A 25,831-nucleotide genomic window follows, 5' to 3' on the forward strand; every position below is an offset into this window, starting at 1 on the left:
CGGTTACAGGACCTTGGTGCCGTACATCTCGCCGAGGGGGTCGGCGAGCAGTTCGACGCGGGCGCTGTCGGGGTCGCGGAGGTACAGCGACGATCCGCTCTCGGCCTGGTACGGGACGCCGGCGGCCTCGAGCCTGCCGCGCAGGCGTTCCCAGGTGGGGCGGTCGACCGAGATGGCGATGTGGTGCAGGCCGCCCAGCACCTCGGCGTACGGGCCGAGGTCGAGGCCGGGGAAGTCGAAGAAGGCCAGCAGGTTGCCGTTGCCGACGTCGAAGAAGAAATGGGTCGAGCCTTGGTAGTCGCGGTTCTCGATGACCTCCGTCAGCGGGAACTCCAGGAGCTCCTGGTAGAAGCGGATGGTGCGTTCGACGTCCGAGGACAGCAGCGCGACGTGGTGCACGCCGGACGCCGAGCTGGCCGGCCGGTCGGCGCGCAGGTACGCCTCGCGGATCCGCGCCCGCTCCGCCTCGATCGCGGCCAGGTCGGCCATCGTCCACCTCACACGTTGAGAGCTTCCATTATCGAGCGATCTACCCGGAGTCGCCCATCGGACACCCCTCTAGAATCCGGCGTATGCGGCGGACGAGCAGCACCGTGGTCGTGGTCGCGGGGGAGGGCGCGGACAAGGTCGTGTCCGGGCTCGCGGCCCTGCACAACGTACGCGCCCTTGTCGCGGGGGACCGGGCACCCGCCGAGCTGACCAGGGCCATCGCCGGTGCCGGGACGACGTACGTCGTGCACGACGCCGATCCGCTCGCCGACGTCCGTGACGCGTGGGTGGACTTCTTCGATCAGGCCGCTCCGCACGGCGGTCTCGAAGTCGCCATCGAGTCCGCGGTGGGCGGGCTGGCCGCCGAGCGGCTGCTGCTGCCGGACTACTACGTCGTCCTGGACCCGGAGGGAATGTCGCCGACCCGGCGGCACTGGTGGCTGGGCGTGCTCGCCGGGACCGCGCCGAGCCGGGTCGTTCCCGCGGCCGCGTCCGTCGCCGCGGTGAGCGATGCGCTGGCGCATCTCTCCACGGGTCGCTGGTGGCCCGCGGATGTCACCGGGTGGCTGCGCGGCCTCCCGAAGGTCGTCCCCGACCGGGTGGGCCTGCCGTCCTCGCCGCGGATGTGACGGACCCGGTCGCCGCGGTGTCGGCAACGGCGATCACTCGGTGGTGACGCCGGCCGGCCCCGTCAGGCAGGGGCGTAGGTCGCGACGTGGCCTGACGCCTCCCAGGACCCGTGCGAGGGCGGCGACGAGGAGGCCGCACAGGGTGGCGAGCAGGTGACCCAGGGCCCAGATGGTGTGGTTGGAGATCACCGGCCAGACCACTCCGATGGCCAGGGCCGTGATGCCGGCGACGAGCCACCAGCGGCGCATCAGCAGCACTGCGGCGACGCAGCCCGCCACCATCATGTAGCTGACCCCCACGTCGGTGGTGTGGGCCAGCCGGTGCGGTGCCCGTCCCGACTCGATCGCGTGGAGCTCCACCAGGGCGGTGAGCAGCGTGCCGAGGACGTGGCCGGAGACGCAGATGAGGATGATGCGCGGCGGGCCGTACCGCCGTTCCGCCCAGGCGACCACCGTGGCGAACACCAGGACGTACAGCGAGAGGCCCGCGCCGCGGTTCGCGACCCACAGGGCGCTGTCGGCGAGCACCGCGATCGGGGTGTTGCGCAGCCGGGACAGGCTGGTGCTGTTCACGCGGGTGAGCACGTCGATCAGGCGCGGCGGCGTCGTCTGCTGGACGAGGGTGAACGCGGTGAAGATCGCGATGTAGGTGAACGTCGCGGGCGCCGACAGGATCCAGGCGTGCAGCCATCGCGTGTACGGGGACAGGCGGTCCACGATCCGGCGCGGGCCGTCTCCCAGCAGGCTCAGCCAGCACAGGAAGTACCAGGCCAGCACCAGGATCAGCGCGACCAAGAGGATCATCGGTGCCTCCCGCGAACGTCCGCCGGACCGCCGTGCCGCCGGCGGAACCCGTCTTCCGGCCCCAGGGTCTCGCAGGCGCGCGGCGTCCCGGGAGCGGGGTCGTCGGCGGGCCGCGAACGCGGCCACATCGGCGACATGCCGCAACCCTGTCACGACCACCCCCGATGATCTGCTGCAATCACATATGTGTCAGCAGCGTCCTATCGCCTCGTGCGGCGCGCGGGTCCCGCGCAGTCGCCGCCGCCGGTGCTCGACGAGCACCAGCGACAGGTCGTCGCGCACGCCGGCGGGCCGCTGCTCGTGCTGGCCGGGCCGGGCACCGGCAAGACGACCACGATCGTCGAGACCGTCGTCGACCGTATCGAGAACCGCGGGGTCGACCCGGAGCGGGTGCTCGTCCTGACGTTCGGCCGCAAGGCGGCGGGGGAGCTGCGGGAGCGCATGACGGGCCGGCTGCGGCGCACCACCCGGACGCCGCTGGCACTGACCTTCCACTCCTACGCGTACGCGCTGCTGCGCCGCGAGGCCGTCCTGGACGGCGACGAGGCGCCCCGGCTGCTGTCCGGCCCCGAGCATCTCCTCGAAGTCCGCCGGCTGCTCACCGGTGAGGTCGCCGACGGCGCGCGGGACTGGCCGTCGCGGCTGCACGAGACGCTGAAGACGCGGGGGTTCGCCGAGGAGCTGCGCGACTTCATCCTGCGCGCCGCCGAACGCGGCCTCGGGCCGTCGGACCTGGTCACCCTGGGGCGCGGCCACCACCGCGACGACTGGTACGCCGCCGGGCGGTTCCTGCACCGGTACGAACAGCGCTTCGACGTCGATCCGATCATCGCCTACGACTACGCGGAGCTGGTCCGGGCCGCCGCCGGGCTGCTCACCGACGAGGACGTACGACGGCGGGAGCGCGCGGCGTACGACGTCATCCTGGTCGACGAGTACCAGGACACCGACCCGGCGCAGGAGTACCTCCTCCAGCAACTGGCCGGAGGCGGGCGGGACCTGATCGCCGTCGGCGACCCCGACCAGTCGATCTACGGCTTCCGGGGTGCGGACGTGCGCGGCATCCTGGAGTTCCCCCAGCGGTTCCGTACGGTGACGGGCGAGGAGGCGCCGGTCGTCTCGCTGCGGACCTGCCGCCGGATGGGCCCGGTGATCCTGGAGGCGTCCCGGCGGATCGCCGGGCGGCTGCCGCTCGGCGCGCTCGCCGGGGAGCACCGCGAGCTGCTGCCGGTCGAGGCGGCCGACGACGAGGCCGCGGACGCGCGGGCGGTCCGGATGGTCGAGGCCGACAGCGCGAGCCAGGAGGCCGCGCTGGTCGCCGACGAACTGCGCCGCGCCCACCTGCTGGAGAACGTCCCCTGGTCGCGGATGGCCGTGCTCGTACGGTCGGCGGTGCGCCAGGTGCCGCCGCTGCGCCGTGCCCTGGCCGCCGCCGGCGTGCCCGTCGTCGTGGCCGGTGACGAGGTGCCGCTGATCAACGAGCCCGGCGCGCGGCCGTTCATCGTGCTGCTGCGGGCGGCCCTGCGGCCCGCGCTGCTCGACGAGGAGGCCGCCGAGGAACTCGCGCTCGGCCCGCTGGGCGGCGCGGACGCCCTCCGGCTGCGCCGGCTCCGCCGCGCCCTGCGCGACCTGGGCTCCCTGTCCGGTGAGGACGCGGGCGACGGGCTGCTCGTCCGGGCGCTGAACGACCCGCGCGAGCTGCTGCTCATCAACCCGAAGGTCCGTGAGCCGGCCGAGCGGGTCGCCCGGCTCATCGCCCTCGCCCGCGAGACGGTCCGGGGCGGCGGCGGGGCCGAGGACGTGCTGTGGGCGGTGTGGCAGGAGAGCGGCCTCGCCGACCGGCTCCTCGAGCAGAGCGTCCGGGGCGGGGCCCGGGGCGCGGCGGCCGACCGGGACCTCGACGCGGTGGTCGCGCTGTTCGACATGGCCGCGCGGTTCACCGACCGGCTGCCGGAGGCGGGTACGGAGGTCTTCCTCGACGACCTGGCCTCGCAGGAGATCCCCGGTGACAGCCTGTCCGAGCAGGCGCCCCAGGGCGAGGCGGTGCGCATCCTCACCGCGCACCGGTCCAAAGGGCTCGAATGGGACCTCGTCATCGTCGCCGGCGTACAGGAGGGCGTCTGGCCCGACCTGCGGCTGCGCGGCTCGCTGCTGGGCAGCGAGGAGCTCATCGAGGCCGCGACCGGCCTCGCCGACCCCGATGACACCGGGGCCTCGCTGGCCGCCAAGATGATGGAGGAGGAGCGGCGGCTGTTCTACGTCGCGGTGACCCGCGCCCGGCGCCGCCTCATCGTGACCGCCGTCGGCGGGGAGGACACCGAGGACCGGCCCTCGCGGTTCCTCCGCGAGCTGGTCCCGGACGCCACCGAGCACGCCCAGCTCGACGAACGCACGCGCTGGCTGTCCCTGCGCGCCCTCGTCGCGGACCTGCGCTCCGCGGTCGGCGACCCGAAGACGCCCGCGCCGCTGCGCCGGGCCGCGGCCGGGCACTTGGCCCGCCTGGCGCGCGCCGGGGTGCAGGGCGCCGACCCGCGCGACTGGTACGCCCTGACGGAGCTGTCCGATCCCGGCCCCGCCTTCCGCGAGGACGAGAAGCTCGTACTGTCGCCCTCGCAGGTCGAGACCTTCGAGAAGTGCGGGCTGCGCTGGCTGCTCGCCGCCTGCGTGGGCGCGGAGGACGGCGGCGCGGGGGAGTTCGCGACGATGGGCCGGGTCATCCACGCGGTCGCCGAACTGGTCGGCACCGACGAGAACGTGAACGACGTGGACATCGCCAAGCGGCTCGACGAGATCTGGGACGACCTGGACTTCCGCAGCGTCTGGTACTCCGAGAAACAGCGGAGACAGGCCGAGGAGATGGTCGCCAAGTTCATGGCCTGGCACGAGCGCGCCGACGCCCGTGAGCTGGTCTCGATCGAGGAGCCGTTCAGCCTCGACCTGGGCCGGGTCGAGATCCGCGGCCGGATCGACCGGGCCGAGCGCGACGGCGACGGCCGCGCCTGGATCGTCGACATCAAGACCTCCAGCGCCGTCGTACGCGAGGACGACCTGGCCCGCCACCCGCAGCTCGGCGTGTACCAACTGGCGGTCATGCTCGGCGCGTTCGCCGACAAGGGCCTGATCGAGCCGGGCGGGGCCGAGCTCATCCAGGTCGGCAAGGCGTCCTTCGCGGCCCGGGTGCGCGTCCAGACGCAGCAGCCGCCGTCGGCGGACGAGGACCCGCAGTGGCCGCGCAAGCTCGTCGACCGCGTCGCCGAGGGCATGGCGAGCCCGGTCTTCGAGGCCCGCCGCGACGACCACTGCCGCACCTGCCCCGTACGCGGCTCCTGCCCGGCCCACGACGACGGCGGCCAGGTGACGCCGTGACCGCCCCGGACGACGGGGGTGCCGCGCCCTCGCGTCACCGGGATGCTGTGACCGGCCCGTACGGCCGGGGTGCCGTGACCGGGCGTCGTCGGGATGTCGTGGCCGGCTTGGGCGACGGGGGTGCGGCGCCCTCGCGTCACCGGGATGCTGTGACCGGCCCGTACGGCCGGGGTGCCGTGACCGGGTGTCGCTGGGATGTCGTGGCCGGCTTGGGCGACGGGGGTGCGGCGCCCTCGCGTCACCGGGATGCTGTGACCGGCCCGTACGGCCGGGGTGCCGTGACCGGGTGTCGCTGGGATGTCGTGGCCGGCTCGGGCGACGGGGGTGCCGCGCCCTCGCGTCACCGAGATGTCGTGACCGGGCCGTACGGTGGCGGTGCCGCGACCCCGGGACGCCGGGTGCCGTGAACGGGCCGAGGGACGGGGGTGTGCCGTGATCAGTCCTCAGGAGCTGGCGCACCGGCTCGGGGTGCCGGAGCCGACTCCCGACCAGGCCGCCGTCATCGAGGCGCCGCTCGGCCCGATGGCGGTCATCGCCGGGGCCGGATCCGGCAAGAGCGAGACCATGGCGGCCCGCGTCGTCTGGCTGGTCGCCAACGGGCTCATCCGGCCCGAGCGCGTGCTCGGCCTGACGTTCACCCGCAAGGCCGCGGCCGAGCTCGCCGAGCGCGTACGCCGCCGGCTCGACCAGCTGCGCGAACACGAGGACCTCATCGACCCGCAGATCCTCGACGGCGAGCCGACCGTGTCGACCTACCACGCGTACGCCGCGCGGCTGTTCGGCGACCACGCGCTGCGCGCCGCGCTGGAGCCCACGATGCGCCTCGTCACCCCGGCGGTGGCCTGGCAGATCGCGGCGCGCGTCGTCGACGCGTACGACGGGCCGATGGACGCCGTCGAATGGGGGCCCGACACCGTCACCAAGGCGGTCATCGGGCTGTCCGGGGAGCTGTCGGAGCACCTGCGCACCCCCGATGACGTGCGGAGGCTGGGCGCCTGGCTGAGCGAACGCCTCGCTGAGGTCAAGAAGCCGACCAAGAAGCATCAGGGCTCGACCATGACCGCCCAGGCGGTGCGCGAGCAGCTCATGCCGCTCGTGGAGGCGTACCAGCGGGCCAAGGCCAAGCGGGAGGTGCTGGACCACGGCGACCAGATGGCGCTCGCCGCGCGGATCGCGGCCGAGCACCCCGAGGTCGGCCAGATCGAGCGGTCCCGCTACGCCGCCGTGCTGCTCGACGAGTACCAGGACACCAGCCACGCCCAGCTCGTGCTGCTGAAGTCGCTGTTCGGCGGCGGGCATCCGGTCACGGCCGTCGGTGACCCCTGCCAGTCGATCTACGGCTGGCGGGGTGCGAGCGCCGGCAACCTCCTCGGCTTCGTCCGTGACTTCCCGTACGGCGAGCGGCCCGCGCCGATGCGGCAGCTGTCGACCAGCTTCCGCAACGGTGAACGGGTCCTCGACGCGGCCGCCCGCATCCAGGGCGAGCTGCGCGAGGAGGCCAAGGACGTGCCCCGGCTGTGGCCCGGCGCGGCGCAGCAGGCGCGCGGGCGCGTCGAGTGCGGGCTGCTCGACACCGTCGAGGACGAGGCCGAGCGGCTGGCCGACCGCATCGTCCGCCTGCTGCGGCAGCCGAAGGACCTCGCCCCGGACGGCGACGTCTGGGAGAAGACGAGCCGGCACGGGCCCGGTCTCCAGCCGTCCGACATCGCCGTCCTGGCCCGCAAACGCGCGCAGTTCCCCCTGATCCGCGCGGCGCTGGAGGCCCGTGGCGTCCCCGTCGAGGTGGTCGGCCTCGGCGGGCTGCTCACCGTGCCGGAGGTGCAGGACGTCGTCGCCACCCTCAAGGTCGTGCACGACCCGACGGCCGGGGCGTCCCTGGCCCGGCTGCTCACCGGCCCGCGCTGGCGCCTCGGCCCGCACGACCTGGTCGCCCTCGGCCGCCGCTCCCGCGAACTCGCCCGCGAGGGCGCCCGCGACCTGGACCCCGACGCCGAGACCACGGCGGGCGCGTTGGGCGCGTCGGGCGACCGCGGACCGCGTTCGGACCAGGGAGCGCAGTTCGACACCGCCGACCCGCTCCGGCAGGTGGTCGAGGAGCTGAACGACGAGAACGGCAGTCTCGTCGACGCTCTCGACGACCCCGGCCCGGCCGAGAAGTACAGCGACGAGGGGTACGCCCGGCTCGAACGCCTCCGCGACGAGCTGCGGGTCCTGCGCCGCCACGTCGGCCTGCCGCTGCCCGACCTGGTGACCGAGGTCGAGCGCACTCTCGGGCTCGACATCGAGGTCGCCTCCCGGTCCGGCCTGGACCCGGTGACCGCCCGCGCCGACCTCGACGCGTTCGTCGACGCCGCCGCGTCCTTCGCCGGCGACGCGGAGGACCCGACGCTTGGAGCGTTCCTCGCCTACCTGAAGGCCGCCGAGTCCGAGGAGTTCGGCCTGGAGGCGGGACGCGTGGGCGAGACCAACAGCGTCAAGCTCCTGACCGTGCACGCCGCCAAGGGCCTGGAGTGGGACGTCGTCGCCATCCCCGGTCTCGTCTGGAACCCGACGAAGGACGGCGCGCCCGGCGCCGGATCGGTCTTCCCCGCCCGGCCGCAGAACTCCTCCCGGTGGACCACCAACGCCCGCGTCCTGCCGTACCCCCTCCGCGGCGACCGCGCCGACCTGCCGCCGCTGAACGGCCTGCAGAAGGACGACGTCGAGGAGTTCAACGTTGCCACCGCCGACCGCGACCTGCGCGAGGAACGCCGCCTCGGGTACGTCGCCGTGACCCGCGCCCGCCACCTGCTGATCGCGACGGGGTACCGCTGGGGCACCGCGAGCCGTCCGCTGCAGCCCTCGCCGTTCCTGGAGGAGATCCGGGAGGCGTGCGAGGCCGGTGCGGGCCAGGTCGGCTACTGGGCCGACGAGCCGGTCGGCGAGGAGAACCCGCTGCTCGCCGAGCAGGACACCGCCTCCTGGCCCGCCCTGCCGGAGGGCGAGCGGTACGACGCGGTCGCCGAGGGCGCCCGGATGGTTGACGACGCGATGCACGGCCGGCTCCGCCTCGGCTACCTGCCGCTGGCGCCGCGCGACCGCAGCCGCGCCTCCGCGTGGGCCCGCGACGTGGAGCTCCTGCTGGCCGAGCGCGACCGGGCGCGCGGCGTCGACGGCCTCGCCGTCGAACTGCCCGCCCACCTGTCGGTGTCGTCGCTGGTCACGCTGGCCCGCGACCCGGCGGCGCTGGCCCGCCAGATCCGGCGGCCGCTGCCCCGGCCCCCGGCCCCGTACGCCCGGCGCGGCACCGCCTTCCACCGCTGGCTGGAGTCCCGCTGGGGCCAGCAGCGGCTGCTGGACCTCGACGACCTGCCCGGTGCCTCCGACGACAGCGCCGGCGCCGACGGCGAGCTCGAGACGCTGCGGGCCGCGTTCGAGCGCAGCGCCTGGGCCGACCAGGAGCCGTACGACGTGGAGGTGCCGTTCGAGACCATGGTCGGCGACCGGCTGATCCGGGGCCGGATGGACGCGGTGTTCCGCACGGACGACGGCGGCTACGAGGTCGTCGACTGGAAGACCGGCCGCCCGCCCACCGGGGAGGAGGCCCGTGTCGTGTCCGTGCAGCTCGCGGCGTACCGCATCGCCTGGGCGCAGCTCGCGGACGTCCCGGTCGACAAGGTCAGCGCCGCGTTCCACTACGTCGCGGCCGACCGGACCATTCGCCCCGCCGACCTCCTCGACGCCGACGGCCTCGCCGCCCTCCTGGAGAAGATCCCCACGGTCTGACGAGATCTCTTCCGTCTCGCCTGTAGTCCGGGGTGACTCGCCGGACTACAGGCGGGGGACTGAGCCGTCGTCCCAGAACGGTCCCGCGCGGCTGGTGCGGCGAGCGGGTCGTCGGCCGGCTCCGGAACCTCTCAGGCGGCGCCGACCGGGCCGTCAGCGGAAGACGGGGCGCATGGCGTAGACCCGGTTCGGCTTGTTGTAGCCGAAGAAGACCCGGGTGCCCCGGGCGGCGGGCGCGACGGCGAGGCCCTCGCTCTCGCCGGTCAGCGGGATGTCGATCGTGTCGAGGATCCGGCCCCGCCGATTCAACACGGTGATCTTGTTGTTCGTGTAGTAGAGGATCTTGTCGCCGGCCATCTCGAGGCCCTGCGGCACACCCTGGTACGGCAGGCCGAAGCGCGATCGGACCCGGCCGCGCAGGTCGGTGAAGGCGAAGACGAAAGGCCCCTGGTCGCCCGGTCCTGCGTGGACGAGCAGACCGTCGCGCCGATTGTCGACGGCGACGAGCCCGGAGTTGCCCAGCGACGCGAAGTCGATCGTCCGGACGATCCTCGGGTCGCGGGCCGCGATGTTCACGACATTGACCTTGGTGGGATTGGTGCCGCCGCCGGTGGCGACGTACAGCATCCCGTCGGCATCGCGGAAGCTGATCTCCGCCGCGTGGCCGACGGCCAGCGGCCGGGTCTCCTTCAGCCTGGTCCCGGAGCGGTCGTACGCCCGGATCACCCCCATGCCGCCGCCGACGTCGAACCCGATGTAGAAGCGGCCGCGCCGGTAGGCGAGCCCCTGAATGTTGCCGGTGTCGGGCACGTTGAAGACGAGGTCGAACGCGTACGCGCGGGCGGACGCCGGCCCGGCCCCGGCGACGAGCGCCGCGGCGCCGGCCAGCCCGGCGCCTCCGGCGTTCGTGAGCAGCCTCCGGCGGGTCATGGATCCTTCGGGTCGCATGCTTCTCCTGTCCCCCCGATCTCTCGACGAGCGGGTTAATAACAGCTCTGTCTGATTAGTTAACAGAGCTTGTAACAGAAGGCTTTCCGCGTCAAGATCACGACGGCCCTGAGACCGTGGCCTGACCGGATCTCTTCTGTCCCACCTGTAGTCCGGGGTGACTTGCCGGACATGGGCGGGTGCGAGGCGATTCGACGCCTTGCGGAGGGAAGTGGTGATGGATCCGCATGACAGATTCGCCAGGGTCTACGACGAGCACTATCCGGCGATAGTGCGCTACGCGGCGCGTCGCGTCGACCCCGAGCGCGCTCGCGACGTCGCGATGGAGACGTTCCTCGTCGCCTGGCGTCGGCTGGACGACCTGCCGGACCCGCCCGAGGCGGTGCTGCCGTGGCTGTACGGGGTCGTCCGGAACGTGCTGGCGAACGAGCAGCGCCGCAACCGCCGATGGGGACGCTTGCTCACCAGATTGCAGACCGCCCGCGCGCCCGTCGCCGAGCCCGACCACGCGACCCTGACGGTCGAGGCGATGCGCGTGCGCGACGCCATGCGCAGGCTCTCACCGCGAGACCAGGAGGTGCTCCAGCTCATCGCCTGGGAAGGGCTCGACGTCGCGACGGCCGCCGAGGTCGTCGGCTGCTCGGCCAAGACCCTGTCCGTACGGCTGCTCCGCGCCCGCCGGCGCCTCGAGGCACTGCTCGCCGCCGATGACGCCCCGTCGTCGGCCGCATCATTCTCCGGACGCTACGCGACCACCGAAAGGAGCCGGTCATGACCAAGCTCGACGCGACCGATGCCGACCAGCCGATCAACGAGGCGGTGGCGTACGTCAGGAACGTCCTCGCGGCCGCCGACTCCGGGCACCGCACGGAGATCTCCGCCCACGACGAACGAGGACGGGCCGACTTCTACCGGATCCTGAACAGCGAGGAGCCCGCGAAGGGCCGCCGACGGCACCGGCGCTGGACGGTGGTCGCCGCGATGGTGCTGGGCCTGGCGTGCGCGACGGCGGCCGCCGACGCCACCGGTCTCATCCCCACGGGTGTCGTCCAGAACCTCCGGAAGGGCAGTGGGGGGAACCTCCACGCGTACGCGGGAAAGGCCAGGATGCGCGCCGAGACCCGGACCTCCGGCGGCGACGTCGTCCAGTACTGGGACGCGCCGAACCGAAGCGGCGGCAGATGCACCTACCTGCGGGTCCTGCCGCACGGCGGCAAGGAGGAGAAGGAGGGCGGTGGCGTCGGATGCGCCATGCGCGACGACACGCCGGACAAGGACAAGACGCCGTGGGACCGTGTCGCGTTCTTCTCCTGGGAGCCGACCCTCGACGGCGATCGGATGGTGGCGTACGGACACATCGAGCCACGGCTGAGGACCGCGACGCTCCGGGTGACGCTGACCGACGGCAGGCGCCTGGCCATCCCCGTCAAGGCGGATGGCTACTTCATCGGACTCCTTCCCGCCTGGGTGAACATCCAGCAGGCCCCGGCCGAGGTCGAGGCGCAAGGGGAGGCGGCCAGCGAGGCCTGGATGCGAACCCATCCCGGCGTGGACATGCGGACCGTCGAAGCCCTGAGCGCCGACGGAAGGGTCCTCGTCACCGACGACTTGGACCCGGGCTGGGACTGAGCCGCCGTCCCACGGAGACACGAACGGGGGCAACGGTGTCCCGTGCCGGCCGGCAGGGACACCGTTCCGCGAGCGGCCAGGTCACAGACCGAACCCGCCCGCGTCGTCGAGGCGGCGGCGGAGGTCCTCGTCGAGTTCCAGGTCGGCCGCGGCCAGGGCGTCGTCGAGCTGTTCGACGGAGCTGACGCCGATGACCGGGATGATCGGCGGGTCCCCGCCCATGAGCCAGGCGAGCACCACCTGGTTGACCGTCGCCCCGGTCTTGTCCGCCACCTCCTGGAGCGCGGCGAGCCGCGCCGGTGTCCCCGGGTGGTCGTACACCGGGTGCAGCGGCCGGTCCGGACGGGTGTAGGAGCCGCTCATCAGCGGGCTGTAGGCCCACAGGCTCATGTCCGGCTCGCTGCGGACGTAGTCGAGCGTCTCCTCGTCGACGTCCCCGAACACGTGGCGGTCCGCGTCGGCGACGTCGAGGCGGGGCCGCAGGTACGAGTGGCGGAGCTGGAGGCAGGTGTAGCCGGGACGGCCCTGGCCCCGCGCCGTCGCCCGGGCCCGCTCGACCTTCCACAGGGCGTGGTTGCTGGCCCCGACCACGCCGACCGTGCCGTCCTCGACCAGCGAGGCGAAGGCGTCGACGGTCTCCTCGAGCGGTACGGTCCGGTCCTCGACGTGGGCCCAGTACACGTCGACGTGGTCGGTGCCGAGCCGGCGCAGGCTGCCTTCGATCGCCGACCGGATCGCCGACGGCGACAGCCCTTCCCCGCTCTCCCGCCAGCTCGTTCCGGGGACGGTCGGCTGCGCCCCGACCTTGGTGCTGATCACCACCTCGTCGCGGACACCGCGGTCGGCCAGCCACCGGCCGAGCACCGTCTCGCTCTCCCCGCCCGCGCCGCCCTCCGCCCAGAAGGCGTAGTTGTCCGCGGTGTCGATGAGGGTGCCGCCGGCCTCGACGAAGCGGTCGAGGAGGGCGAACGCCGTCTTCTCGTCGGTCCGGGTGCCGAACCACATGGCGCCGAGGCACAGGGAGCCGGCGGCCGTGCCGTCGGCGAGGGTGAATCGTCGCATCGTCGCGTCCTCTCAAGGAGTCGTCAGGGGGACGCGTCCGACTCTGCATTCTGGAGCGCACTCCAGGTCAAGCCCGGAGCACCTGGAGCTTTACCTGGAGTGCGCTCCAGGTGTGATCATCGGAGCGTGATGTTCTACTCACCGGCCCAGGCGGCCGAGAAGACCGGCTTCAGTATCGACACGCTCCGCTACTACGAGAAGATCGGCCTGCTCGACCGCATCGACCGTACGGCCGCCGGCCGCCGCCGCTTCAGCAGCGACGACGTGGGTTTCCTCGGCGTCCTGCGCTGCCTGCGCGACACGGGCATGCCGATCGCGGAGATGCAGCGGTACGCCGAACTCGCGCGCGGCGGTGCGGAGACGGTCGGCGAGCGCGTCGCAGTACTGGAGACCCACGACGAGCGCATCGACCGGCAGATCGAGACGCTCCGCGCCCAGCAGCAGCACCTCCGGGACAAGATCCGCTACTACCGGGACTCCTTCGACGTGGAGTGACCGCTACCGGGCCCCGTCCGCGCGTTCGAGGGTCACCGTGCCGAGACCGCCGGTGCCGTCGTAGGACCAGACCGCGAGCGCGATCGTGTTGACGCCGTTCGTCCGGAGCACGCCGGGGGGGAGCACGAAGTCGCGCTGTGGGCCGATGTCGGCGACGTACTGGCCGAGGTTCCAGCCGTTGACGAAGATCAGCGCCCGGGCGGCCTGCCCTCCGGTGAACCGCAGGACGAGTGGGGTGTCCTGCCCCTTGGGCAGCGAGAGCCGGACCCGCGTGCGATACCACGCGATCCCCGGCGCGTGAGCCCCGCTCGGTGACGTCGCCCGCGGCCACGTACGGTCGGAGAAGGAGGGGAGCGTCCAGCCCGCGCGCTCGCCGTGCAGGCCGCCGTTGTTCAGCGGGCCGCGCACCGCGTCGTTCCCGCCGCCCTGGACCCGCCACGCGACGGCCGCGCCGGACCCGGTCAGGGAGGCCGCGAGCAGGCCGCGCGGGTTCTTCTGCGCGTCGTTGCTTCCGCCGTCCTCGTTGTGGCCCATGTTCCGGACCAGGACGGAGACGACGTTGTGCGCGCCGAGGGCCTCCGGTGGGAACGTGAAGTCGCGGCTGGAGTTCTGCCCGCCCGTCCCGGTCGACACCGTGCCGAGGAACGTCCCGTTGAGCCACACCGACCAGACGCCGGCCTTGCCGGTCCCGGCGGTCAGGGAGATGCCCGCCGCCGTGCCGTCGAAGTGCCCGCGGTACCAGACGTCGCCGTGGTGGAAGCCGTAGTCGTCGGCGTACAGGACGGGCAGCGTCTTCGGCTGCGTCGGGTTGTCCGTCGCCTGATGGTCGGCGGCCGTCCAGCCCGAGTCGTCGAATCCGGGAGCGGCCTCGGGGGTGTCCTCCTGGAGCCGCCACGAGTCCAGGGCGGGCAGGCTCACGGCGCGCGGCCCGGACACGGTGCCCAGCAGTGACCCGGACGCCGTACGGGCGGCGCGCACCGGCCGGCCGTTCCAGAGAACCGTGCGCACGCCGGGATCCGCGAACACCTCGAGCGGACCGGCCTGCTCGGTCTCGCCCGTGAGCCGCAGCGTGGCGCCGTCGCGCTCGGCCGTCTTCACGAGGTACGGCCCGCGTACGAGGACCTTCCCGCCGGGCCGCCAGAACGTCGACGCGGTGTCGTCGTCGGCCAGCAGCAGGTCGAGCGGGGCGCGCCCGCCGCCGCTGATCCGTACCCGGGCGAGCCCGTCGTGCGCGTAGTTCAGCCGCAGGTCGGACCCGGACCACGTCGCCCGTACGTCGCCCGCCAGGACGTCGACGCGCGGCTGCGAGGCGTACCGCAGGACGGTCTCGCCCGCCTCTCCCTTGCGGCCGTGCAGCAGCGCGACGTCCCGGTCGCCGAGATCCTCGTGGGTCATGATCTCGGACGTGGAGTAGACGAGGCGCTGGCGGTCCATCGTGTACCCGGCGGTCAGGATCTTGTAGTCCGGCCCGTTCACGTGGATGGCCGTGCCCGGCTGCTGCGGCACCGTGTACGTCCCGTCGGAGGTCTCGACGCGCAGCGTGGTCGCCTCGTCGGTGGTCTGCTTGATGTCCTCGTGCCGGAGGAAGTAGAACGTCGTGCCGTCGTCGGGGTTGCGGTCGGCGTCCACGTGGACCGCCGCGGCGGAGTGCTCCGGCTGCCCGGGCAGGTCGTCGGTCTTGCGCAGCGGCTCGACGGACTGCACGAAGTAGCCCTGCTGCTTGAGCACCGGGATCTTGGCGGTGAGCCGCCGCGACTCGTCGAACGCCGCGCCGTAGTCGTACGAGGTGTAGACGACGTTCGGGTCGGCCTGCCAGCCCCAGTTCGTCCCGCCGTACAGCATGTAGAGGTTCTGCAGCGTGAAGTGATTGTCGATGTTGTTGCCGTACGTGATGCGCTCGAACGACGGGCCGTACTTCGTCCGGTTCTCCTCGTACGACCCGCCGCCCCACGGCTGGAACCAGCCGCCCTGGAACTCCGCCCAGAACAGCGGCCGGTCCGGCCCCGTGAAGCTCCGCATGAAGGAGTAGTCGGTCACCGACGTGCCGGGGTAGGTGTCGGAGGCGTACAGGTCGGGCGCGCCCGCCCCGGAGGCCCACTTGCCCTGGCGTTTCTTGTCGTTGTGGAAGATCGGCACCGTGATGCCGTCCGCCCTGGCCTGCTCGGCGAGCTGGGTCATGTACGTCGCGTCCGAGCCGTCGTACTCGTTCTCGACCTGGTAGAGGATGACGGACCCGGTCCCGTTCGTCAGCTGGTGCCGGGCGATGATCGGGTCGATGTGCGCGAGCCACTCGCGGTAGGCCGCCGTGTAGTCCGCGGCGGCGCTGCGCGCCCGGCCCTTCTGTGTCAGCAGCCAGCCCGGGTACCCGCCGGCGTCCAGTTCCCCGTTGACGTACGGGCCCGGCCGGGCGATGACGTACAGCCCGGCCTGCTCGGCCATCCGCAGCAGCCGGTCCACGTCCCGGACGCCGGTGAAGTCGTACGCTCCCGGGGCGGGGGAGTTGTACGCCCAGCTGAAGTAGAGGGAGACGGTGTTGAAGCCGGACGCCTTGATCTTCTGCAGCATGTCCCGCCACAGCTCGGGGCTCGGCAGCCGGAAGTAGTGGAACTCACCGGACCAGATGTACTGCCGCTTCCCGTCGATGAGCAGCGAGTAGTGGTCGTAAGTGATCGTGTGCCGGGCCGGCGCGGAGACGGTGGTGACCGCTGCCGGCTTGATGGCCGATGCGGGCGCGGTACCTGCGGCCGTGGCCGACAGCACCGTGGTCAGGAGGGCGGCGAGGAGCGCCAGGGGTCTTCCGCGCATGGAGATCTCCGCGGTCTCGGGGGCTGGCACGGAACCTAAATTGGAAAACCTTTTCCGTCAATGGAGCGAGCAGTGATTGCGGTAAGTGACGTACCGCTTACAAAATGCCGTACGTCGGCGTAGCATGACGTACATGACTGCAGCACCGATCGAGCCGGGACCGCACGTTCGCCAGGTCGGAATCCGTGACCTGCAGAAGAACACCGCGGCGGTGATCCGGCAACTGACCGAGGCCGGCGAGACCGCCGAGATCACCAACCGCGGCGAGGTCGTCGCGCGCCTGACGCCCGTTTCTCCGGACGAGGCACTGATCCGCGCGATGGTCGCACGCGGCGAGATGATCCCCGCTCCCCTGAACGAGAGCGTGGCCGATGTCGAGCCTCTTCCCGCCCTTGCGGACGGCCGTTCGCTCGGTGACGTGTTCGCGGCCATGAGAGAAGAGGAACGCTGGTGATCTATCTCGATACCTGCGCGCTGCTCAAACTCGTACGGGAAGCCCCCGAGACCTCGGCCCTGCGCTCATTCCTTCGCGCTCATCCCGACGACGCGCACGTGAGTTCCGAACTAGCGCGAACCGAGATCGTGCGGGCCAACTGGCGCCTCAGCCATGATGATCAGGGTCGGCTCTTCGACGTCGAGCAGACCCAAGAGGCGATCGGCAAGATCGGCGAGGCGATGGAGCGGGTGAGTGTCCTGCCTGTCAGCTCCGAGATCCTGATGAGTGCGGCAGCGAGGAAGGAGCCCTTCCTCCGGACGCTCGATGCGATCCATCTCGCGACGGCGTCACGGGTCGGCAGCAGACTGACCGCGTTCGTCACCTATGACCAGAGGCTCGCGGCGGCGGCGGCCGACGCGGGCCTCCTGGTCGCCTCGCCGGCCTGACGCTCGCCGCTATTCCGCCGCGACTACGCCTGGTACGTCCTGCGCAGGGCCGTGACCGCCATGTTCGGCAGACGGCCGCGGGCCGACGGGTTCAGCTGCTCACAGGTGCGGCAGGATGTGCGGCATCAGGTCCTGGAAGGTGCGGCCGTTGGCCGGCTCGCCGACGGCCTTCATCTGCCAGCCAGAGCCGGCGCGCTGCACCTTGGCCATGATCTGCGCGGTGTACTGCCCGCCGCCGGTGAGGGTGTAGCGGGCCAGCTCCTGGCCGTTGGTCTCGTCCACCAGCCGGCAGAACGCGTTCTGCACCTCGGCGAAGGTCTGGCCGGTGAAGGAGTTCACCGTGAAGATGATCTGGTTGATGTGCACCGGCACCCGCTGCAGGTCGACCAGGATGGCCTCGTCGTCGCCCACCAGGTTGTCGCCCGTGTGGCGCACCGAGCCGTCGTCGCTGACCAGGTGGCGGAAGAAGACGACGTCCACCGGCTGCTTGCCGGCGAACAGGACAGCCGAGGCGTCGAGGTCGATCTCCCGTGTGCGGGAACCGAACGGTCCGCGGCGAGGAACCGCCTGCCAGCCAAATACCATCCGCACCGCGGTCAGGGTGCCCCCGTCGCCCTTCTGCAGACTGGTGGCCTGTCCCTTGGACATGGTGACCGTGTCGCCAAGGCGTGCTGGGGTATTCCTGGATGCCGGGGGGATGCTGCCAGGACCGAGGGTGGAGACCGCGGGCGGGAGCGGCGCCGTGCCTGGCATTGTAAGGGGCCGGGTTCGGTCGTCTGCTTGGGATGCGGGCTCGGGTGCGCGGTCGAGTTGTCGCAGTGCCTGGGAGAGGTCGGCGGCGTTCGGATACCGCTGGGTGGGGTCTTTGCGGAGCAGGGTGAGCACGAGGTCGTCCCAGGCGGGTGGGATGCCCGTGGACACCGAGCTGGGGGCGGGGGGTTCCTGGGTGAGGTGTGCCGAGAGGTAGCCCACGGTGTCGGGCGCCTGGAACGGCAGCCGGCCAGTGATCAGCTCGAAGAGAAGGCAGCCGAGTGCGTACAGGTCGCTGCGCGGTTCCGGGAAGCCACGTGCCTGTTCCGGAGCCATGTACGAGGGCGTGCCCACGATGAAGCCGGTCTGGGTGAGGCGGTCCGCGGTCGCGTAGGGGTCGGCCGCCCGCGCGACGCCGAAATCGAGGACCTTCACGATGCCGGAAGGCGTGATGAGGATGTTGGACGGCTTGATATCCCGGTGAATGATTCCGGCGTTGTGCGCGTCGGCAAGCGCGTCGCATATCTGCGCGCCCCATCGGGCAGCGTCAGGCAAGGTGACGGCACGTCGGCGCAGCATCGCGTCCAGGCCCTCGCCTCGGACCAACTCCATCACCAGGAACGGAACCCTGCTGCCCTCGGTGCCGGTCTCGCCGAGGTCGTGGACGGTCACGATGTTGGGGTGTTGCAACTGGGCGGTGATCCGTGCCTCGCGCAGGAACCTGGCGCGTGCCTCGTCGCCGCGGCTTCCGCCGCCGGCGAGCAGGGAGATCACCTTGACCGCGACGGGCCGACCCAGCGTTTCGTCCTGCGCCTCCCATACTTGCCCCATTCCACCCTCACCGAGCTGCCGCACCATCCGGTAACGGCCCCCGAGAAGCTGGTCTCGCACTGCTACGCCTCCCCTGGTTCGGACATTCCTGACCCTAGTTCCAGCGCGCCATGGGAGCGGACGTGCGGCTGGGCCGATCACTCCCGCCGTGTCGAGGGATGAAGGCCGCGTTCCCGGCCCTCCATCAGTGACGGAGATCACTCCACCGATCGCGACCACGGCGACGGTTTCTCACCCGGCGGCCGGTCTTGATGCGGACCGAACCCGACCACCACTCCGGGAGTGTCCGATGTCCGATTCCTTCCAGACCGCCGTCGTCACCGGTGCCGGCCGCGGCTTCGGGCGTGCGATCGCCGCCGCGCTCGTCGCCACCGGAACCCGCGTCGTCGGCATCGCCCGCGACGAGCAGGAGCTGCGGACCGTGCACGGCGAACTCGGCGAGGGCTTCGTTCCCGTCGCCGCCGATGCCACCGACGAAGCGCTCGCGCGGGAGGTGATCCGCGAACACCGTCCCAGCCTGCTCGTCCTCAACGCCGGGGTCATGCCGCACATGGCACCCGTGCACGAGCAGACCTGGGAGACCTTCAGCCGTAACTGGCACGCCGACACCCGGCACGTCTTCGCGTGGACCCGGGCGGCGTTGCGGGAGCCGCTGGCACCCGGCAGCGTGGTCGTCGCGATGTCCAGCGGAGCGGTGCTGGCCGGATCCCCGCTCAGCGGCGGTTACGCCAGCGCCAAGGCCGCCATCCGGTACATCAGCGGATACGCGGCCGACGAGGCGAAGCGCGCCGGACTGGACATCCGGTTCGTGACGCTGCTTCCGCAGCTGACCCCGACCGGCGTCGGCTCGGCCGGGGTCGCGGGTTACGCCGCGCGCCAGGGCGTCGACCGGGACACCTTCGTCGACGGCATGCAGCCGGTTCTCACCCCGGAACAGGTCGCCAAGGCCGTCGTGGAAGTCGCCGCGGATCCGGGCAGCGCTCCGGAGTACCAGGTCGGCGGCGCCGGACTGCGCCCGGTCGGCTGAGCAGCCGCCTACAGTGGACCGCGCCGCCCCTCGGGAGAAGCCGTGATGCCGTCGGACACCGAGTTCGCCGCCCTGACCGAGCCGTTCCGGCCGGAGCTGCTCGCGCACTGCTACCGGATCCTCGGTTCGATCCATGACGCCGAGGATCTGGTGCAGGAGACCTACCTGAGGGCCTGGCGCGCGTTCGGCCGGTTCGAGGGCCGCTCCTCGGTGCGGCGATGGCTGTACAAGATCGCGACCATGGCCTGCCTGACGGCGTTGGAAACGCGGTCCCGGCGGCCGCTTCCGTCAGGGCTGGGGGCGCCCTCGGACGATCACCGGGTGGCCGTCGCTCCTCGCGAGCCGTCGGTGGCCTGGCTCCAGCCGGCGCCCGATGCGCTGTTCGGCGCCGCCGACCCGGCGGCGATCGTGGCGGGCAGGACCGGAGTGCGGCTCGCCTTCATCGCGGCACTCCAGTTCCTGCCCGCCCGGCAGCGGGCCGTGCTGACATTGCGCGACGTGCTGGCGTTCCGGACGGCCGAGGTCGCCGAGATGCTGGACACGACGACCGCGGCGGTCGACAGCGCGCTGCGCCGCGCCCGGGCCCACCTGGCCGAGGCCGGACCGGTCGAGGAGGACCTGGCCGAGCCGGACGAGGAGATCCGGCGGACACTCCTCGACGGCTACGTCGACGCGTTCACGCGGGCCGACGCCGACGCGCTGGTGAAACTGCTGCGGGCCGACGTCGAGATGGAGATGCCGCCGATCCCGACCTGGTTCACCGGCCGGCAGGCCGTCGTCGGATTCCTGGCCGGCCGGGTGCTGGGCCGGGACCGGTGGCGGATGGTGCCGACCGGCGCCAACGGACAGCCCGCTCTCGTCGTCTACGCACGCACCCGCGAAGGCCGGTACGAGGCGTACGGCGTGCAGGTCCTGACCCTGATCGGGCCGCGGATCGCCCGTATAACCGCGTTCAACGAACCGAGCCTGCTGCCGACGTTCGGCCTCGCCCCGGCACTCGTGACCTGAACCGGGCGGCCACAGCGGCGGGCAGGGCACGTACGTGATCGTCCGCGGAGGAGGGTCGGGATCGGAGACCCGGCGCCGGAGTGGACGCGGGGCGTCCGGTGGACGTCCCTCAGACGCTCGGCGCCCGGCCGAAGGCGATCAGGTGCGAACTCGCGGCCAGGAGAGCAGGGTCGGACTCGGCGATCCGCGCCGCCGTGACGGCGGAGGCGACGTTCGCCGACCCGGTGAGGGGCGCGCCGGTGTTCACCGTGATTCCCCGGAGAGCCGCCCACGCCGGGCCCTCCACCCCGAAGAGGCCGACGTCCGTGAAACCGGCCTCGGCCACCTCGGCCCGGAGTCCGTCCGCCGTGTGAAAGTAGGCGGTCGTGAAGCCGAGCTCGCCGCTGTGATACCCGGTGTCGAGCGACTGCCGGACGACCGGCACGGAGGCCTGCGTGAGGCGGGCCGATGCCGCCATGTCGATCAGCGCCGCGTGCCGGCTGATCGCGGCGGCCGCCATCAGGGCGCCGGGCCGCAGGACCCGGCGTGCCTCCCGTAGTGCCTGGACGCGGTCGGCCCGCCGCACCAGGTGGTAGAGCGGACCGAGCAGGAGGACCACGTCGTAGGACCCGTCCTCGGTGCGCAGGGCGCGGGCGTCCCCGAGGTCGGTGGTGCAGTCGCACGCGGCGCGTGCCTGCCGCAGGTGCCGTTCGACCGGGTCGACCAGGTGGACGTCGTAGCCGTCGGCCACCAGCCAGCGCGCGTGGGTCCCCGGGCCGCCGCCGACATCGAGCACCGAGGCCGGGGGCGCGGGCAGATGCCGCCGGAGCAGCTCCTGCGTCCGGATGAACTCCAGCTCGCCCTGTCCCGTCGAGGACAGGCGGGCGGATTCGTCGTACATCGATGAGTAGAAGTCGATGATCTCCGGTGCGACCTGATGTCCCTCCATAACCGGATTCTGTGAGGCTCGCCGGCCGACCGCACGCGAATTTCCGTCCGGCCTGGGCGCGCTGCGGTGTTCTCCGGCGCTTCCAGGCGCACGGGAAATGAGGTGCGTGCGGCGGGCGCGCTTCGGTAGAACGGCGGGCATGCCGATACTCGTCGCGCCCACGGAGCGGGTCCACGCCTCCTTCCTCGCCGCGATGGCCGAGTTCCGGGCCGAGGGGCGCGGCGCCCCGGACGATGCCAGCATGGTCGGCCGCGAGATCCGGGAGTTCGGTGGCGGGTGGGAGGCGCCTGCGGAATTCGCGGAGTACACGCGCAGGCTCCGCGAGCAGGCGCTGGAGGACGCGCCGCGGCCGCCCGGGTTCGTGCCCTGCACGACGCTGTGGTGGGTCGACGGCGCGGAATACCTCGGGCGACTGGCGATCCGCCGCCGGCTCACGCCGGGGCTGCGCGAGGCAGGCGGCCACATCGGCTACGACGTCCGCCGGACGGCCCGCGGGCGCGGACACGCGACGCGGATGCTGCGGGCCGCGCTCCCGGTCGCGTACGGCCTGGGCATCGACTCGGCGCTGGTCACCTGCGACCACGACAACGTCGCGTCCCGCAAGGTGATCGAGAAGAACGGCGGGGTGCTCGAGGACCGGCGGGGCGTCGTGCTGCGGTTCTGGGTGCCGACGCGTCCCGCTGCGGGCGACCGCCCGCGGGAGGCCTCCGGCAGAATGGAGTAGGCGGCGCCAGGGTCAGGAGGCCCCCGGCTGGGCCGTGTAGGCGGCGATCGTCCGGGCCGCTGCGGCGCGGGCCTCGGCCTCGCCGGCGCCCGCCGCGATGTACGCCTCGCACCATTTCTCGTTGCTGAGCGTCATGAACCGCCGGCCCTCCTCGGAACCGGCCCACGCCATGGCCTCCTGCGGGTCGACGGCCCGCCCGGACGACAGGTGCAGGGTGAGCCCGATCACGCCCATGTCCCAGCCGATGCCGACGGCTCCGGGGCCGAACTGCTCCCAGTGGTCGTCGACGTGTGCGATGTGCTCCAGTTCGAAGCGCGTCCTGTCATCGGACTCGGCCGTCAGGCGGACCTCGATCCAGCTGACCTGCCCGCCGTACTCCCAGGTCGCGGCGAAGCTCTTGGGCGGGTCGCAGCGTTCGATGGTGCCGCCGGCGTTGCCCTCCAGTTGGTAGCGGCCGCCGAGGCGCAGGTCGCCCGAGACGGGCAGGAACCAGCGGGGGATGCGCTCGGGGTTCGTGCAGGCGTCCCACACGTCGTCAAGGGAGGCGTCGTAGGTCTGGCCGATGGTGACGGTACGCGCCTCGCCGGCCTCCAACGTGCGGCTGCCGACCTTCCGGCGGACCGAGTTGATCTGATGGGTGACGTCGATCATGGTGATTCGTCCTTCTCCTCGGAGTCGCGGAGGCGGCGCTCGCGCTTGCCGCGGGCGAGCTCGGTCGCGAGCGCGTCGAGCGGCGGCGCCCAGAACCGCCGGAACCGGTCGAGCCAGGCGTCGACCTCCTGAAGGGGGTCGGAGTTCACCGTGTAGAGGCGGCGGGCGCCGTCCGGGCGCACGGCGGCGAAGCCGGCGTCTCGCAGCACCTTGAGGTGCTGGGAGACGGCCGGCTGCGAGATGCCGAACTCCGCCTGGATCACCGCGCAGACCGCGCCGGAGGTCATCTCACCATCGGCGAGCAGCTCGAGGATCCTGCGGCGCACCGGGTCGCCCAACACATCGAACGCGTGCACGGCGGTGAGCTTATCGGCATACGCTTATATAAGTCAAACCTTAAATCTTCCTTGCCGTCAGGCGCCTTGACGCTCGTACCCGGCGAGGTTCGACGGCCGAGACGTCGAACCCTGCGCTGAGGTTCCCCCCGTCGCACGGACGCCTGACCTGAGGTCACCTGTGATCATCAGGAAGGATGTCCCGTATGCCCGCACCACACCCTTGGCGGAAGACACCGTCTTTGGCCAGGGAGATCATCCGTCCGCCGAAGTGCGCGTGCTCGTCACACGCTCATCTGAGCGATGCGGCGGAGCGCGAATTCACGGTTGGCGCGGGTCTGTTTCCGGTGGGCGTCAGGGACGTCCTCCATGGTGAGGAGGCGGTCGCATGCCTCCAGTGAGGCCCTTACGTCACCGACCCAGTATGCGGTGATGGAGTATTCGAACAGGATGCCCCAGCGGTACACCCACGGCTGGACGAACAGCCAGTCGTCGGGCTGACTGCGGTTAAGGCCGGCGCGTGCGAAGATGTGCGCCGTCTGGTGGCGGCCCATTTCGCGGAGGCGTGAGGCCAACTCGTAGCACGCCTCCAGCCGCTGGGGTCTGACCTCCCATGCGCGCAGCAGCGCGTCCATGCCTGCGGGCCAGTCGTCGATCTCGGCCCGCAGCACTCCGACCTGGAGCTGCGCGTAATAGACCTCTTCGGCCCAGCCGCCCATCCGCGTCCGCCGGTCGTACAGGTCGATGGCCTCCTGGGTGTTTCCCAGATCCCGCATGGTCTGAGCGAGGTAGAACACCGTCCGGGTGTTGTCGGGATCGCGCTCGAGGTCCTCGCTGAGCAGGCGTGCGTCGCGCTCGAACTTGTCGCCGCGCGAACCACCATCGGCGAAATGGTCGATCACCAGAGCGTCGAGGTTGGCGGTGTGGTCGGCGTCGTCGGTCGTGAGGTATTCATGTGTCGCGCCGACGTAGCGCCACTTGATGTCTCCTCTGACGAGCCGCTTGATGCGGTATTCCATCCCGCCGGCATGCCGCAGCATGTAGGAGTCGGCGGTCAGCGGAGGAAGGGTGCCTTCCTGCTGTACGACCATGTCGGCATCGATGAGGAGAAGGTAGTCGGCCTTGCCGAACGCGTTCTCGATGTTGAGTGTGCGGTTGTGCCCGAAGTTGACCCAGTGCTCCTCGTGGAGTTCGCCGGGAATTCCGTCGAGCGTCTTTCGGATCAGCTCTTGTGTGCCGTCCGTCGATCCCGTGTCGGAGATGACCCAGAAGTCGATGATATCCCGTACAGACCCGAGGCAGCGCTCGATGACCTGTGCCTCATCCTTCACGATCATACATAGGCAGATCGACGGCTTTCCGTTATCTGCCGCCTTCTGTTCCAGCGAATCAATGCGTTGTTGTGTCATTTTGCCCCCATGTGACACCGGCGAAGAAGGCGTAAAGGCCGGTGTCGGTCGCTGCTGAAGAAACGCGCGCGTCTTCGATAATAGATCGCGTTCCGGTCGTGGGGTATGGTGGTGTGCGGCGCGTCATTTTTCGTTGGCGGTATGCCGGTGGCGAGAATGTAATAATTCGTTCCTAGGAATGCCGACCTGCGTCAATGGAATTCCCGTGCTCATGGGGCAAAGATGGGCATTGCCGCTGAAATCACTCCGCACGCGGGCGCTGTCGTGTCGAGACCGCAGCGTCTCCTGGAGGCGGCGGGCGCGCTGGGCCGGCCTCGCGTTCGTTCCGCCATATTCGGCCTCGACGTGGGTGGCGGTCGCACGGACGGAGACAGATCTCCGGCCGCTGCGGGGCAAGGCCTGGCGATGGCGCACACCGCGGGCGGCCGGGGTCCGGTGTGGACCGACGCTCACATGTCCCTCTCCGGCATGCTCACCCTCCGGTGACCGCGGGCGCCGTGGTCGGTCAGCGGCGGGTCTCTGTATTCCCGCTTGCTTGATCAAGAGATTTTCAGGCTATTCCCCATACCGCTCGTTGGGTATCAGGGCGCTGCCGTATCTGCGACCACCCAAGAATTCCGATTCGGTCGGGATGTGAGTAGACGTAAGGAAGCGTGTTGAAATCTCGCGAAAGCAAAGGGGCTTCGGGCTGGTGTGTCAGGGGGCGTCCCTGGCTGTTTTCGGCTGCGATAGTCAGTGGCCTATCGATTCTTTATCGGCCGGCGCTGGCCAACACTGAGCAGCCTCTCAAAGTCCTCCCCGATGGTCGGTTGGTGCCCAGCGTGAAAGTCCTCGATGGCCTCGAATGTCTGCCTCATCACCTTCACCGCCGTCACCACCATCTCTTTCGCTGCCACCGCCACCTGTTCTGTCCAGACGGCTCCTGCTTCCGCGGTTTTCGGGGACCGGAAGGACCAGAAGGACCAGAAGGAGAGCAAGGGCCTATGGGGCCGCCGGGAGAATCGCGGGCGAGAGGTCTACAAGGGGAACCGGGAGAGATAGGCCCGCAAGGAGAGCGGGGGGCGAAGGGCGACACCGGCGCAGCCGGTGCGCAGGGACCAACTGGCGCGACGGGGCAGAAGGGAGATACCGGCGCGACCGGCGCCACTGGCGCGACGGGTTCTACGGGTCCGACGGGTCCGACGGGTGGTACTGGTCCGACGGGGCCCACTGGTGACGTCGGCGCGACCGGCGCGACTGGAGCCAGCGGTGCCACAGGTCCTACTGGTCCCACGGGTCCGACGGGTGGTACTGG

Annotated in this window: 21 protein-coding genes; 11 read left to right on the forward strand and 10 right to left on the reverse strand. The window is 71.3% G+C overall.

The genetic code is table 11. The features are described from left to right. Window positions 1–3: 3 nt before the first annotated feature. The gene (locus ABEA24_RS30890; protein ID WP_345434760.1) at window positions 4–489 is read right to left on the reverse strand and encodes a VOC family protein; all 486 of its coding nucleotides are present in this window, start codon (window positions 487–489) and stop codon (window positions 4–6) included. An 83-nt stretch (window positions 490–572) separates the two neighbouring features. Between ABEA24_RS30890 and ABEA24_RS30895 the strand changes: the two genes are divergently transcribed. Beyond that, on the forward strand, window positions 573–1,118 hold the full coding sequence (locus tag ABEA24_RS30895) for a hypothetical protein (RefSeq protein ID WP_345434762.1): 546 nt from the start codon (window positions 573–575) through the stop codon (window positions 1,116–1,118). A 33-nt stretch (window positions 1,119–1,151) separates the two neighbouring features. On the opposite strand, the gene ABEA24_RS30900 is transcribed toward ABEA24_RS30895, so the two are convergent. After that, window positions 1,152–1,922 carry a rhomboid-like protein gene (locus tag ABEA24_RS30900; RefSeq protein ID WP_345434764.1) on the reverse strand — a complete coding sequence of 257 codons (771 nt, stop codon included), beginning with the start codon at window positions 1,920–1,922 and terminating at the stop codon, window positions 1,152–1,154. 210 nt (window positions 1,923–2,132) lie between these two features. On the opposite strand from ABEA24_RS30900, the gene ABEA24_RS30905 reads away from it, so the two are divergent. Both ABEA24_RS30905 and ABEA24_RS30910 read left to right on the forward strand, forming a co-directional pair. After that, window positions 2,133–5,288 carry an ATP-dependent helicase gene (locus tag ABEA24_RS30905; protein ID WP_345434766.1) on the forward strand — a complete coding sequence of 1,052 codons (3,156 nt, stop codon included), beginning with the start codon at window positions 2,133–2,135 and terminating at the stop codon, window positions 5,286–5,288. 432 nt (window positions 5,289–5,720) lie between these two features. Next, window positions 5,721–9,053, forward strand: coding sequence for an ATP-dependent helicase (locus ABEA24_RS30910; protein WP_345434768.1), 3,333 nt, complete (start codon window positions 5,721–5,723; stop codon window positions 9,051–9,053). Between the two features lie 153 nt (window positions 9,054–9,206). On the opposite strand, the gene ABEA24_RS30915 is transcribed toward ABEA24_RS30910, so the two are convergent. After that, a complete protein-coding gene (locus ABEA24_RS30915) occupies window positions 9,207–10,001 on the reverse strand; it encodes a hypothetical protein (RefSeq protein WP_345434770.1) in 795 nt (264 codons plus the stop codon). 217 nt (window positions 10,002–10,218) lie between these two features. On the opposite strand from ABEA24_RS30915, the gene ABEA24_RS30920 reads away from it, so the two are divergent. Together ABEA24_RS30920 and ABEA24_RS30925 are read left to right on the forward strand one after the other, a co-directional pair. Further along, the gene (locus ABEA24_RS30920; protein WP_345434772.1) at window positions 10,219–10,776 is read left to right on the forward strand and encodes an RNA polymerase sigma factor; all 558 of its coding nucleotides are present in this window, start codon (window positions 10,219–10,221) and stop codon (window positions 10,774–10,776) included. After that, window positions 10,773–11,630 (forward strand): hypothetical protein, encoded by an 858-nt coding sequence (locus ABEA24_RS30925; RefSeq protein ID WP_345434774.1) that lies wholly within the window; start codon window positions 10,773–10,775, stop codon window positions 11,628–11,630. Before ABEA24_RS30920 ends, ABEA24_RS30925 begins: the two co-directional genes overlap by 4 nt. Before the next feature lie 81 nt (window positions 11,631–11,711). Here ABEA24_RS30925 and ABEA24_RS30930 read toward each other — a convergent pair whose 3' ends face one another. Further along, window positions 11,712–12,692, reverse strand: a complete 981-nt coding sequence (locus ABEA24_RS30930) for an aldo/keto reductase (protein WP_345434776.1) — start codon at window positions 12,690–12,692, stop codon at window positions 11,712–11,714. Between the two features lie 129 nt (window positions 12,693–12,821). On the opposite strand from ABEA24_RS30930, the gene ABEA24_RS30935 reads away from it, so the two are divergent. Continuing rightward, on the forward strand, window positions 12,822–13,187 hold the full coding sequence (locus ABEA24_RS30935) for a MerR family transcriptional regulator (RefSeq protein ID WP_345434813.1): 366 nt from the start codon (window positions 12,822–12,824) through the stop codon (window positions 13,185–13,187). A gap of 3 nt (window positions 13,188–13,190) precedes the next feature. Here the strand turns inward: ABEA24_RS30935 and ABEA24_RS30940 are convergent, their stop codons facing one another. Beyond that, window positions 13,191–15,992 (reverse strand): glycoside hydrolase family 35 protein, encoded by a 2,802-nt coding sequence (locus ABEA24_RS30940; RefSeq protein ID WP_345434778.1) that lies wholly within the window; start codon window positions 15,990–15,992, stop codon window positions 13,191–13,193. 133 nt (window positions 15,993–16,125) lie between these two features. Here ABEA24_RS30940 and ABEA24_RS30945 point away from each other — a divergent pair, with 133 nt between their 5' ends. Further along, a complete protein-coding gene (locus ABEA24_RS30945; protein ID WP_345434780.1) occupies window positions 16,126–16,446 on the forward strand; it encodes a type II toxin-antitoxin system Phd/YefM family antitoxin in 321 nt (106 codons plus the stop codon). Next, window positions 16,443–16,874, forward strand: coding sequence for a type II toxin-antitoxin system VapC family toxin (locus ABEA24_RS30950; protein WP_345434782.1), 432 nt, complete (start codon window positions 16,443–16,445; stop codon window positions 16,872–16,874). The genes ABEA24_RS30945 and ABEA24_RS30950 overlap by 4 nt, the downstream gene beginning before the upstream one ends. A 99-nt stretch (window positions 16,875–16,973) precedes the next feature. Here the strand turns inward: ABEA24_RS30950 and ABEA24_RS30955 are convergent, their stop codons facing one another. Continuing rightward, on the reverse strand, window positions 16,974–18,482 hold the full coding sequence (locus ABEA24_RS30955; protein WP_345434815.1) for a protein kinase domain-containing protein: 1,509 nt from the start codon (window positions 18,480–18,482) through the stop codon (window positions 16,974–16,976). Window positions 18,483–18,744: 262 nt separating this feature from the next. Here ABEA24_RS30955 and ABEA24_RS30960 point away from each other — a divergent pair, with 262 nt between their 5' ends. Continuing rightward, the gene (locus ABEA24_RS30960) at window positions 18,745–19,482 is read left to right on the forward strand and encodes an SDR family oxidoreductase (protein ID WP_345434784.1); all 738 of its coding nucleotides are present in this window, start codon (window positions 18,745–18,747) and stop codon (window positions 19,480–19,482) included. Window positions 19,483–19,527: 45 nt separating this feature from the next. Beyond that, entirely contained in the window at window positions 19,528–20,490 is a 963-nt protein-coding gene (locus ABEA24_RS30965) for a sigma-70 family RNA polymerase sigma factor (RefSeq protein ID WP_345434786.1), read from the forward strand. 109 nt (window positions 20,491–20,599) lie between these two features. On the opposite strand, the gene ABEA24_RS30970 is transcribed toward ABEA24_RS30965, so the two are convergent. Next, a complete protein-coding gene (locus ABEA24_RS30970; RefSeq protein ID WP_345434789.1) occupies window positions 20,600–21,418 on the reverse strand; it encodes a class I SAM-dependent methyltransferase in 819 nt (272 codons plus the stop codon). 139 nt (window positions 21,419–21,557) lie between these two features. Between ABEA24_RS30970 and ABEA24_RS30975 the strand changes: the two genes are divergently transcribed. After that, window positions 21,558–22,142, forward strand: a complete 585-nt coding sequence (locus ABEA24_RS30975; protein WP_345434791.1) for a GNAT family N-acetyltransferase — start codon at window positions 21,558–21,560, stop codon at window positions 22,140–22,142. Window positions 22,143–22,154: 12 nt separating this feature from the next. Here ABEA24_RS30975 and ABEA24_RS30980 read toward each other — a convergent pair whose 3' ends face one another. From ABEA24_RS30980 to ABEA24_RS30990, 3 genes are all read right to left on the reverse strand, one after another. Continuing rightward, entirely contained in the window at window positions 22,155–22,793 is a 639-nt protein-coding gene (locus ABEA24_RS30980) for an SRPBCC family protein (protein WP_345434793.1), read from the reverse strand. Beyond that, window positions 22,790–23,149: an ArsR/SmtB family transcription factor gene (locus tag ABEA24_RS30985; RefSeq protein ID WP_345434795.1), complete on the reverse strand. Its 360-nt coding sequence runs from the start codon at window positions 23,147–23,149 to the stop codon at window positions 22,790–22,792. Before ABEA24_RS30985 ends, ABEA24_RS30980 begins: the two co-directional genes overlap by 4 nt. Before the next feature lie 263 nt (window positions 23,150–23,412). Next, on the reverse strand, window positions 23,413–24,537 hold the full coding sequence (locus ABEA24_RS30990) for a glycosyltransferase (protein WP_345434797.1): 1,125 nt from the start codon (window positions 24,535–24,537) through the stop codon (window positions 23,413–23,415). Between the last annotated feature and the right edge of the window lie 1,294 nt (window positions 24,538–25,831).

The sequence above is a fragment of the Actinoallomurus vinaceus genome, assembly GCF_039542055.1.
In the GTDB taxonomy this organism is placed as follows: domain Bacteria; phylum Actinomycetota; class Actinomycetes; order Streptosporangiales; family Streptosporangiaceae; genus Actinoallomurus; species Actinoallomurus vinaceus.

Coding starts and splice junctions, on each gene's coding strand:
- ABEA24_RS30890 (WP_345434760.1), bottom strand. CDS start 489: ATGGCCGACCTGGCCGCGATCGAGGCGGAGCGGGCGCGGATCCGCGAG.
- ABEA24_RS30895 (WP_345434762.1), top strand. CDS start 573: ATGCGGCGGACGAGCAGCACCGTGGTCGTGGTCGCGGGGGAGGGCGCG.
- ABEA24_RS30900 (WP_345434764.1), bottom strand. CDS start 1,922: ATGATCCTCTTGGTCGCGCTGATCCTGGTGCTGGCCTGGTACTTCCTG.
- ABEA24_RS30915 (WP_345434770.1), bottom strand. CDS start 10,001: ATGCGACCCGAAGGATCCATGACCCGCCGGAGGCTGCTCACGAACGCC.
- ABEA24_RS30920 (WP_345434772.1), top strand. CDS start 10,219: ATGGATCCGCATGACAGATTCGCCAGGGTCTACGACGAGCACTATCCG.
- ABEA24_RS30925 (WP_345434774.1), top strand. CDS start 10,773: ATGACCAAGCTCGACGCGACCGATGCCGACCAGCCGATCAACGAGGCG.
- ABEA24_RS30930 (WP_345434776.1), bottom strand. CDS start 12,692: ATGCGACGATTCACCCTCGCCGACGGCACGGCCGCCGGCTCCCTGTGC.
- ABEA24_RS30935 (WP_345434813.1), top strand. CDS start 12,822: ATGTTCTACTCACCGGCCCAGGCGGCCGAGAAGACCGGCTTCAGTATC.
- ABEA24_RS30940 (WP_345434778.1), bottom strand. CDS start 15,992: ATGCGCGGAAGACCCCTGGCGCTCCTCGCCGCCCTCCTGACCACGGTG.
- ABEA24_RS30945 (WP_345434780.1), top strand. CDS start 16,126: ATGACTGCAGCACCGATCGAGCCGGGACCGCACGTTCGCCAGGTCGGA.
- ABEA24_RS30955 (WP_345434815.1), bottom strand. CDS start 18,482: ATGGTGCGGCAGCTCGGTGAGGGTGGAATGGGGCAAGTATGGGAGGCG.
- ABEA24_RS30960 (WP_345434784.1), top strand. CDS start 18,745: ATGTCCGATTCCTTCCAGACCGCCGTCGTCACCGGTGCCGGCCGCGGC.
- ABEA24_RS30965 (WP_345434786.1), top strand. CDS start 19,528: ATGCCGTCGGACACCGAGTTCGCCGCCCTGACCGAGCCGTTCCGGCCG.
- ABEA24_RS30970 (WP_345434789.1), bottom strand. CDS start 21,418: ATGGAGGGACATCAGGTCGCACCGGAGATCATCGACTTCTACTCATCG.
- ABEA24_RS30975 (WP_345434791.1), top strand. CDS start 21,558: ATGCCGATACTCGTCGCGCCCACGGAGCGGGTCCACGCCTCCTTCCTC.
- ABEA24_RS30980 (WP_345434793.1), bottom strand. CDS start 22,793: ATGATCGACGTCACCCATCAGATCAACTCGGTCCGCCGGAAGGTCGGC.
- ABEA24_RS30990 (WP_345434797.1), bottom strand. CDS start 24,537: ATGACACAACAACGCATTGATTCGCTGGAACAGAAGGCGGCAGATAAC.